General features: G+C 35.1%; 5 protein-coding genes. All 5 read right to left on the minus strand.

The annotated features are described in order from the left end of the window. Positions 1-293 precede the first annotated feature (293 nt). On the minus strand, positions 294-1733 hold the full coding sequence (locus ACP6PK_RS20580) for a protein kinase domain-containing protein (protein ID WP_426561495.1): 1440 nt from the start codon (positions 1731-1733) through the stop codon (positions 294-296). Between the two features lie 230 nt (positions 1734-1963). Beyond that, complete coding sequence (locus ACP6PK_RS20585) at positions 1964-3889, minus strand: cation:proton antiporter (RefSeq protein WP_426561493.1); 1926 nt, start codon at positions 3887-3889, stop codon at positions 1964-1966. A 1007-nt stretch (positions 3890-4896) separates the two neighbouring features. Next, positions 4897-5850, minus strand: coding sequence for a glycosyltransferase family 2 protein (locus ACP6PK_RS20590; RefSeq protein ID WP_426561491.1), 954 nt, complete (start codon positions 5848-5850; stop codon positions 4897-4899). Positions 5851-6809: 959 nt separating this feature from the next. Next, positions 6810-7970 (minus strand): endonuclease NucS domain-containing protein, encoded by a 1161-nt coding sequence (locus ACP6PK_RS20595; RefSeq protein WP_426561489.1) that lies wholly within the window; start codon positions 7968-7970, stop codon positions 6810-6812. 250 nt (positions 7971-8220) lie between these two features. Further along, positions 8221-10302: a thioredoxin domain-containing protein gene (locus tag ACP6PK_RS20600; protein ID WP_426561488.1), complete on the minus strand. Its 2082-nt coding sequence runs from the start codon at positions 10300-10302 to the stop codon at positions 8221-8223. Positions 10303-10726 lie beyond the last annotated feature (424 nt).

A 10726-nucleotide genomic window follows, 5' to 3' on the forward strand; every position in this document is an offset into this window, starting at 1 on the left:
TCAGTTATCAGTTATCAGTTATCAGCACGAAATTAACGTTACTGTAGGGGCGGGTTTCACCAGAAACCTTGTTATAACTGATTGACTTCTATAAACCCGCCCCGTCCCACCCAATGGATCTGGGGGCGGGTTTATTTAATTTAACGATACTGCTGATGAATTTCCTGTGGAACCCGCCCTAATCTCCCGCCCCAAGCCAAATTTACAGCAGTTTTCATTTCAGTAGACACATTAGGGGCAAATGCCATTTGCCCTTTGCCCTTATATCGACATAATTTTGTTCACTTCCAAAACTACCGAACCAATTTCTCCCAAGCTTCCCATAAAATCTCTGCAGTTTCCACCGGACTATTAGGTAAACATTGCCTTGCCTTTTCCAAACACATTTGTGCTTTTTGTTCATCTCCAGACTTCCTAATTGCCAAACTCAACCACAACCAAACCATCGGTTGCTCCGGCTGAATATCCAAAGACTTAAAATAACATTCCACAGACTTTTCAAATCTATTAAACTGATAAAACAAAACACCCAAACTCCGCCACCCTTGCCAATGATTCGGTTGTAACTTTACCGTCTTTTCATAACAAAAAATCGCTTCCTCATAACGTTTCAACTGATAACAAACCTCAGCTTTCTTATACCAAGCATCATAATTATGAGGTCGAATATTAATCGCTCGGTCATAAGCAGCGATCGCCTCCTCAGTCTTACCAAACTCCTGCATAATTCGACCTTTAATAACTTGGGGAATTCCTCCTAACATTTTTGTAAGTAAGGAAGGATTATTATTTCCTGTTTGAGAAGCCGAATTAGCAAAACTTTTCTGATATTTAACAGACTCTAATTCTGTTAAAACTTCTTCGACAGACTGATACCTTTGATTAATATTCGGAGCCAAAAGCTTATCAATAATTATCCCCAAATCTTCACTAATATTAGACTGTAAATATTGTCGCCAAATCCATTTACCCTCAACCACATCAAACAACTCAAAAGGCGCAACTTGAGTCAACAAATAAACACAAGTAACCCCCAAATTATAAAGGTCACTAGCAGGAACCGCCTTCCCCGCCAACTGTTCCGGGGCCACATATCCCGCACTACCAATCATCGTTCCAGTTTTGCCTAGGGAAGAATCTGTAATTACCTTACTTGCCCCAAAATCCACCAACACCAACTGGCCTTTAATTTCCCCTCCACCATCAGGAAGCGTAATAGAGTTGCGCCGAATAATATTTTCTGGTTTAATATCCCGATGAATTACCTGCCTTTCATGGACAAATTCCAACACAGGCAACAAATCCCAAAGTAATTCCTGAATCTGATTTTCTGTAAAAGTCCCATTAGCAACCAATTCTTGTTCCAGATTTTGCCCATCAATAAATTCTTGGACTAAATATTGTTGCTCCCCCTGTTGAAAATGAGCCATTAATTCCGGAATTTGAGGATGTTGACCCAACTCATCAAGTCTAATAGCTTCCCGACGAAACAACTCAGCAGCCTTTTCCGCATTAGCACTATTTTGGGGAAAAAACTGTTTAATTACACACCTGGGAAGAGAAGGTTTATGTTCATCCACAGCCAAAAAAGTTTTCCCAAAACCACCTTGACCAATAGGTTTAATAGCACGGTAGCGATCGCCCAGTAGCAATTTAGCCCCGCAGCTTTGGCAAAATCTATTTTCAGAAGGATTATATGGCTTTCGGCATTCAGAATTGAGACAGTAGCTCATTTCAGTTATCAGTTAACAGTTAACAGTTATCAGTACCTCCTACTGAAGTAGATAGACAAATTATGTGTAAATCTTTGAGAGATTTTTTCAGGAGAATTAAAGTGCATTGAAAAATACATTTTTTTGAGAACTTAAGTAGTTTTGCCTTATCTATACTCTTTCTCCCTACTCCCCTACTCCCCTGCTCCCTACTCCCCTACTCCCCACACTCCCCACACTTCCCACACTTCCTATTTAGCTGGTATTTTTTCAGAGTCAGTTTCTAGAACTACAGTAGGAATAGGTACTTCTTCAACTGCCGGATGTCTTTCCATAGTTAAACCTTTTTGCTGAGAACCAGATAATCGTTTCAGAAGTTTAGGTTTCGGGTCATGAAGCAAATAAATAATTTGGTCGCCTGGTTGCCAATTTTCAGTAGCTGGAAATACTTGAAGACTTCCTTGCCTTTCAATTAAAATAGGTATAAAGTCCCCAGACTTAATCATGGCTTTGAGGTGAGTCTTTTGAAACTCAAATCCCAATTGCTTCAGAACTGTTTCACCTAATTTCACCTCTTTGTCAGAGAGGTATTTATTCCAACTTTTCAGATTTAACTCAGTTGTAAATGCTTGTTGAACCTTATCTTTACTATTATTATGATTTTTCTGTTGGGGACTTTTTGGATAAACAGCTAATACCCTTGGTGGCTTAAATTCTTCTGCTGCTCTTTGAGCCAAAACTAAATTTACTTCCCCATTTTTAGTCATTGCTAAGAAAGTTCCTACTGATTCTAAACCAGCTTTTTCTAGGACATTAGTATCTAACGCACTACTTTTATATACTTGTAAACCTTCTGTCTCTGCTTGCTTACAACTTTCCTCATCTGTATCAATTAGTACCACTGATTCACCCCTATCCTTAAATATCTTGCCAATTAATCGAGATAGAGGATTTGAACCAACTATAATAGCACCTTTAGCAGCACTAGAAGTAATTCCCAAAAATTGAGCCACAAACCTTGCGGTTAGTCCTTGACTAAAAACCGTCATCATAATTGTCAAGAACACCAAAGCTTTAATAGAATCACCACCATTGATACCTTTCTGGGTTAACAATATGGCAAACAGAGAGGAAACTGAAGCGGAAACTATCCCTCTGGGAGCGACCCAACTCACAAACATCTTTTGTCGCCAATTAAGCTGACTGTTCCAGGTGCAGAGTAATATATTGAGGGGTCGAACCAAGAACATTAAGGTTAAAACTGTAAATACACTTCCCCAACCTAGAGCCACTACACTTGCTAAAGATAGGTCTGCTGCTAACAAGATAAATAATACCGAAACAGCTAGCATTGTTAATTGACCTTTAAACCGTCTTATTAGTCTTAACTCTGGTATTTCGGCTGCCCCAACTACCATTCCTGCTACTACTGTGGTCATTAACCCTGATTCGCTACGAATTTGTTCTGCTAGGCCAAACATTCCCCAAAGAGCAGCTAAAACCACTAAATTTGCTAGTTCTTCCGAGAGAAACTTTGCTCTTTTCAGACTAAACCCAAGTACCCAACCTCCTGCTGCACCAATAATAGTACCCATTCCTAAACGCACAACTAGGTCTCTAAATAATCCTACAGGGTCAGCACCTTCATTTAAAACGATATTCAGTACCAATACGGCTAGAATTGCTCCTACAGGATCGATGAGAACTCCTTCTCCCTCCAGCAATGTAGCTACTTTTCGGTCCACTGATACCTGTTTGAGCAATGGTCCCACTACTGTTGGCCCTGTAACTACTACTAGGGAGGCATAAAGAAATGCGATTGGCCAAGGAAATTCTCCTAACCAGTGAGCAGCCATACCTCCACCAATTAGTGTGACTAATGTCCCTATGGTGACTAAGTTGCGGATACTGCCAGAAACTCTTCCTAATTCTCTTAGTTCCAAATTGAGGCCACCCTCAAACAGGATTAGGGCTACAAATAGAGAGACTACAACCTCTAGACCATTACCTAATAGGTTTGGATGTACTAGGCCCAGACCATCTTTACCTACTAAAATACCAAATAGTAGCAAAAAGACAATTGCAGGTACTTTAAGGTAGGCTGCCACAACTTGGGAAGCTATACCACTGGCTACTGTCAGGATAATCAGCAGAGTTATATTAAATGGTGTTTCCATAAGCGTTTTTTTTCCCAGTCTTACCAGCTTTTTTTTGCTAAGGGTTCAGATTTTGGCTCTGAAATTTTCTCTTTTAATTTTTGCTGGTTAGTTTATATATATTTTTTTCTGATTAAGGGATAAATTTATTATTTTTTTGATTGATTAGTTTTTTATTTAAAACCCAGTTTTTCCGAGGATTTATTTACATCAAACAATTTAACGAGCAAGCTTCTTACTTTTTCATCAATTTGTTTTTTCCCTTATATAATTGTATATATGTAATTTTGTATATAGTGCCTAATTCCTGCCCATTTTTTTCCTTCAATATGTAAATCTCATTTGTATTATAACTACTATTAACCAAAGTGCAACTCCACTTAATTTTTCACTGTTGCAGTATATAGAGATAATTTTTATATATAGTAACAATTTGATAAAATAATGTTACGAAAAAGTATTGATAGGGAACACCGGATATGAATATGTAGGGCAAATATTTATCCAAATGGTATAATATAAATTTTAATAAAGAATGTCACAAGTAATTTGAGTGATATAGAATCCGGATAATTACTATAGCTTGCGTCCGCAGCGACTGGAACAGAGTGGAAGGTTTGCGGAGCATTCCGGAACGGATAGCAATCTCTTATGTGTCCGGAGATTGCTTCCGCTTCGTCGCTGCGGACGACTCTTCAACCAGATTTTATATGATTGAAAGACTTTAGAATAAGATGTGTCTTTGACTAATTGACTTATTAATTAAAGAGAGCCTGAGTCTAACAATTTCTTAGAGTAAATTCCCTGTTATTCCTGACTCCTGTAAGTAGAGAATCTTACGGCTCTCCTACCTGACCTCTGACGATCTCTAGCCATCTCTCAGATTTACCGAAAAATAAAGGTATAAAACCTTGTATTTCAAGAGAAAAAAAGTGCTAGGTATTTCCTTATATTCAATTTCGGTAAGGTTTTAACCAGAGGTAATTATCCATTATCGATTATCAATTAATAAACGATAATTTGCTAATTTATCCGTTAGTAATTTTCTGCATTTTATTTTCAGATAACCGTCTATTGATAGAAGAAATTGCCCTCACAGGTATATCGGCAAATTGAGCTAAAATTAAATTCCAGAGATAGCCATATTGGGGATTATTTTTCAGTAACAAAAGTTCTGCAAATACATAAAATCTTTTAGTTCTTCTGTATTCAGGAGGATTATCTTCTATCCTAATTTGTTCTGGTTTGGGCAGTATATGACCAATGATTTTTCCTTGTTCATAATACTTTGCTTGAATAGAAAGTCCTAATAATCTATCCAGACACCAAAAAGGAAAATATTTGAACGGTCCAGACAAAATCATAGCATCTCTAATATCTGCTAAAGTTGCTTGTACCATTTCATTTTTCCATACTTTTTTATCAAAGTTTTCTGTATGACGTCCATGGTGATCTTTTCTTCCCCTCAACATACAAAACGGATCGAATTTATTATGCAAGGGAGCTATGGGTATTTCCACCATATAATTTGGTTGGTCCTGTAAATTTTGATCTCCGGTACTTACACCACAAGTCTTCATCTCATCAATATTAGATACTGTCTCCCAAGGAGATTTTAATCCTGCTTCATCACCGTATGTTACGTCTTTTCTATTAAGTCTTAAAACCCAACTATCGGGGAATTTTGTAAAATATTGTCTGGTTATTTCTGCAATATCTGGATGAAGTAGTTCATCACAATTTACTGTTAAAATATATTGAGCTGAAGCATTCATTAGTCCAGTCATTCTTTGAATTATTTCTCCACGAAATGAGCTATTTATTTGCTGCATTCGGGGGTCGCTAATTGGGAGTTTTTTCATTCCTGGAGGATGAACTAATATTAATTCTACATCTCCGTTAATTTTTAACAGAGATTCGATCCAATATTCGGGAAGTCCTTCTCTTGTGGGGACTATAATTGATAATATTGGTTGGGTCATTTCAGTTATCAGTTATTAGTTATCAGTACCGACCGCTGAGGTCGGAGGTTTGAGACCTTATTTCTCGGTCATACATAATTGTATGAATTAAGAATATTAAGTGTATTTTAGCAAATGTGTGGAGCGTGAGTCAATAATTTAATTTTTGAGTAGTGTTACTTATATTTTTTTCTAGAGAATAAGTGGGATTTGATATAAATTTTATTCAAATTCTTTCTCACCATTTTTGTAGTGCTAAATCAACTAATGATTCTAGAGATTTATCGGCATCTAAAACTTCTGTTTTTAATTCTTGTCTTGTTGTTGCTTCCCATCGTTTTTGACAATCCTGAAATTACTCCATATCTGCAGAAGTTGTACTATTTTATCCTAGGGTGTTTGGTCTTCTTTCCCCAAGTAAAAATTGGATAAAAAGACCAGACTATTACAGTTGTTTTCAGAAATAATTGACGATTGCTAGAATTTTTTTTCAAATTCTTTCTCACCATTTTTGGAGTGCTAAGTAAACTAATGGTTATAGAGATTTATCGGCATCTAAAAATTGTATTTTTAATTCTTGTCTTGTTGTTGCTTCCCATCGTTTTTGACAATCCTTAAATCACTCCATATCTGCATAATTTGTACTATTTTATCCTAGGGTGTTTGGTCTCCCAACCCTAGTAAAAATCGGATGAAAAAACCAGACTATTAGAGTTGTTTTCAGAAATGATTGACGATTGCTAGAATTTTTTTTCAAATTCTTTCTCACCATTTTTGGAGTGCTAAGTAAACTAATGATTCTAGAGATTTATCGGCATCTAAAACTAATGAATATAGAGATTTATCAGCATCTAAAAATTATGTTTTTAATTCTTGTCATGTTGTTGCTTTCCATAGTTTTTTATCATCCCTAAATAACTCCATATCTTCATAACCATTACAGTTTTTTTCACAAATCATTTATGATCGCTATAATTTTTTCAAATTCTTTCTAACCATTTTTGGAGAGCTAAATCAACTAATGAGTCTAGAGATTTATAAGCATCTAAAACTTCTGTTTGTAATTCTTGTCCTGTTCTTGCTTCATACAGATTTTTATGATATTGAAATAACTCTATATCTTCCCTAGTCAAAGGTTTTGGGTGTTTAGGATATTTAATAATTCTATTAACTTCCTTAATATATTTATCGGTTATACTTCTTTTTATTGGTAAACTACAGATATGTCTACCAAGTATAAATTGGGAAAAATATCCTCCTATTTCAATTGCTTCTATTAATCTTTTAATACTCCTTTTATACCTATTAATTTCTGTTTCTACTCCACTCGAAACATAACCTTCAATCAAAGCTTTATCTTGCCAATTCGTCCAAATTATTGCTCTGCCAATTCTCGAACTTTCACCACCTTTATATGGTATCCAGAGAAATAGTATTAACTCACCTTTCTCTAAGAAAAATTCAGCACAAAATTTACTGCTTTTACCACTACCACTTCCATACTTAATACTTCCAGCAGAAGCAAATTCCTGAATTTTAGGGTTAAAGCTGAGAATTTTTCGTCGAACCCTAAAAATCTCTTCCTGCTGTTGACCATCTAAATTATTTACAACTTTCAAAAGTGCTTTAGGTGGAACTGGTATATCTAAATCATTTTCTAGTTCTTGATAGGGAATAATTACCTTTGAAATCTCCTCATTATCAACATCTTTCAAATAGAGATAAAACTTATCCTCGTCTTGAATAACAGAAAACTCTAAAAACTGAAAATCAAGAGTATGATATTTTCTATCTGTAAAATTATCCCGATGAAAACTAGGAGTAATTGCTACTAATCTTACAGGTTGCTGATAATCAACTTTGTCACTAAAAGGTTTCTCATCTAATAAAGCATCATAATAACGAGTCAACTGTTGAACAATTCCCCTATCCTCAACATTTTTCAACTCCAAAACCACTAATTTTTTATGACTATCAACAGCTAAAATATCGCACCTTTGACTATTCACAATATATTGTCTGTCTAAGACATTCAAACTTAGTAAAATTTCCAAATGTTCATAAAGAAAATCCTCTAAAATTTCCTCACTGGCAAATTCCCATCCTGAGCCAGTCTTTTTTAAAGATGCGTTACTCAACATATAAAATAATGGATAATGGATAATGGATAATGGATAATTGATAATTGATAATTAGAAATATAGCGTTTTTATTTGAGATGTGGAAACAGACTGCTATTAAAAAGCTATGGAGGTTTGGGACAATGGGCAATGGTAAAGAATATAAAACAATGGATAATTAATAATTAGAGATATAGCGCTTTTATTTGAGATATTGACATCTCATTTGAAAACACTATAGTTTTCATTATCAATTATCCATTACCCACTATTAATTATCAATTTTCGCCCAACGATTTTGACTTTGCTCTAAATGTTCTAATAATTCCTGTTGACTTAAAGATGGTTTTTTACATATCAAACCTTGACAAACTAACCCTACAGAATTTTCTGGCAAATCAGTTTCTCTCTTATAAATAGCAGTAGGAAAATACTGAGTAATTAAATTAGAAATTTCTACTTCAGAAGTTCTGACTAAAGTTTGATTTCTATACCAGTCTAGGGCGACAAATAAACTCGGACAAGCTTGGGGAGATTTTTTCATTATGCTGCTAAAAGCTGTTAAGGCTGACTCAGCTCTGTCAAGATAATGTAATTCTTCAGTTAGCAAAGATAGACGTACTAAATTAGAAATTGCTATGCCATTTGCTGCCGGAGTTGCATTATCAATATAATTCCTTTCTCGTAATATTAATTCTCCACTAACATCTGTAGGAGCATTGTAATAACCTGCTGCTTCAAGACTCCATAAAAATTCGTCAAATTCATCTTGTAATTTAATTGCTGTTTCTAACCAAAAATCACCATTTGATGAAGTTTCTAAACTAATCGAAGCTTGCTGTAAATCTAGCAATGCTTTAATAAACAAAGCATAATCTTCTGACTGGGCAATTACTGTAGGTTTTCCCTCATAATTTAGCCGATAAAAACGTCCATCAACACACTGATTTTTGGTGATGAAATTAGCAGCATTAACGGCTAATTCTAGATATTCTGAGTTGTTAAATACTGTAGCTGCTCTTGCCAGACCAGAAATCATTAAACTATTCCAGGCAACAATCATTTTAGTGTCTGTTACTGCGGGAATTCTGCCAGACCAATTATTATTTTTTGCTTCGTAATTATTCGTTGCTGGTGGAAAAGTTTCTAGATTAAAAGGTTTAGCACCATACCGCACTTCAAATAATTTAGATAGAGAATTTTCTACAGTTTCACTTAACTCTCCTGCTTCCTTTCTTTGCAAGACAATTTTTCCTTCAAAGTTGCCATTAGATGTGATAAAAAATTGTTCTGATAGTTTAGATAATTCTTCCGAAGTTAATAAATTTTCTAATTCTTTATAACTCCAAACATAGAAAGCTCCTTCTTCTGGTTCGACTTCATCTGGAGTAGTAAAACTATCAGCATCTTGGGAACCATAGAAAAATCCGGCAGGTGCAGTCATTTCTCTTTTTAGCCAATTTACTGTTTCAATAATTCCCCGTTTAAAAGCTGGTTCTTGATATCCTGCACTCCATAAATTAGCTAAATATTCAACAATTTGACCATTATCGTAGAGCATTTTTTCAAAGTGGGGAACTGTCCAAGTAGCATCTACCGTATAACGATGAAACCCACCCGCAACATGGTCATAAATTCCGCCTAAAGCTAAATCTAATCCTCTTTTTAAACAAATTTCATTGCCGTTATATTGAGATTCAAAATTAAACCTTGTTCCCTGTAAAGCTGCTTCACCATAAGGCATCATGGGAAAACTTTGTTGAGAGTAGCGATCGCTAATAATTGCTGTACTAACTTCTAAACCTTTTTGTAATACTTCTTCGCTTAAATCTTCTGCTTCTGGTAATAAAACTGACTGCCTTAAACCATTTAACATTTCCGTTTTTAAAGAGTGAAGTTTGTTTTTTTCCAAGTCATAAAAACCTCTAATTTTTTGCAAAACTTCTAAAAATCCTGGTCGTCCGTAACGAGGTTCAACAGGGAAATAAGTACCACCAACAAAAGGTATTAAATCATCAGGAGTTAAGAATATATTTAACGGCCAACCACCCTGTCCAGTTAACATTTGTAATGCCTGCATATAGATACTATCTACATCAGGTCTTTCTTCCCTATCTACTTTAATTGGTAAAAATTTTTCATTCAAATATTGAGCGATTTTCTCATCAGAAAATGCCTCTCCTTCCATAACAGTACACCAGTGACAACTTGAATAACCAATTGATAGAAAAATCGGCTTATCTTGTTGCTTCGCAGTTTCTAAAGCTTCCTCACACCAAGGCCACCAATCTACAGGATTTTCTGCATGTTTGCGAAGATAAAGACTTTGGGATTTAGCTAAACGATTAGTCATATTAATGTTTCCCTTAATTACGGATAATATTGTCAATTATCTGAGTGTTTTTAAGTATGGATAATCAACTTTCCTGAAGATTATAACGTAAAAAGAGGGAGTAGGGAGTAAGGAGTAGAGAGTCGGAGGAAATAAGTGATGATTTCTATGGAATAATTGATTTTATTTTTTATTATTGGAGATGTCTATTAGTCTATAATTGCGTAGCATTCCCCTGGAAAAGCTGAATCCTTACAATATTTTTTTGACTTTATTTATATAAACTCTTATAATTTAATTCTAATGTTCACTGTTTATTGAATAATAAAAATGCTTTTGCTTGCCTTCTATATCCTAGATGTAAAACTAGAGCTGTTTGATTGTTTTCTATTTTTAGTTAGAGGGAGTAGACTAAATATTTGACTGAAAAAAGCATTCTTTGACT

This window comes from Dapis hubbardiae BLCC-M172 (assembly GCF_050016015.1).
Classification (GTDB): domain Bacteria; phylum Cyanobacteriota; class Cyanobacteriia; order Cyanobacteriales; family Microcoleaceae; genus Trichodesmium.

Excerpts from the sequence above, each read along its gene's own strand:
- ACP6PK_RS20580 (WP_426561495.1), bottom strand. The coding sequence starts at position 1,733 with ATGAGCTACTGTCTCAATTCTGAATGCCGAAAGCCATATAATCCTTCT.
- ACP6PK_RS20585 (WP_426561493.1), bottom strand. The coding sequence starts at position 3,889 with ATGGAAACACCATTTAATATAACTCTGCTGATTATCCTGACAGTAGCC.
- ACP6PK_RS20590 (WP_426561491.1), bottom strand. The coding sequence starts at position 5,850 with ATGACCCAACCAATATTATCAATTATAGTCCCCACAAGAGAAGGACTT.
- ACP6PK_RS20595 (WP_426561489.1), bottom strand. The coding sequence starts at position 7,970 with ATGTTGAGTAACGCATCTTTAAAAAAGACTGGCTCAGGATGGGAATTT.
- ACP6PK_RS20600 (WP_426561488.1), bottom strand. The coding sequence starts at position 10,302 with ATGACTAATCGTTTAGCTAAATCCCAAAGTCTTTATCTTCGCAAACAT.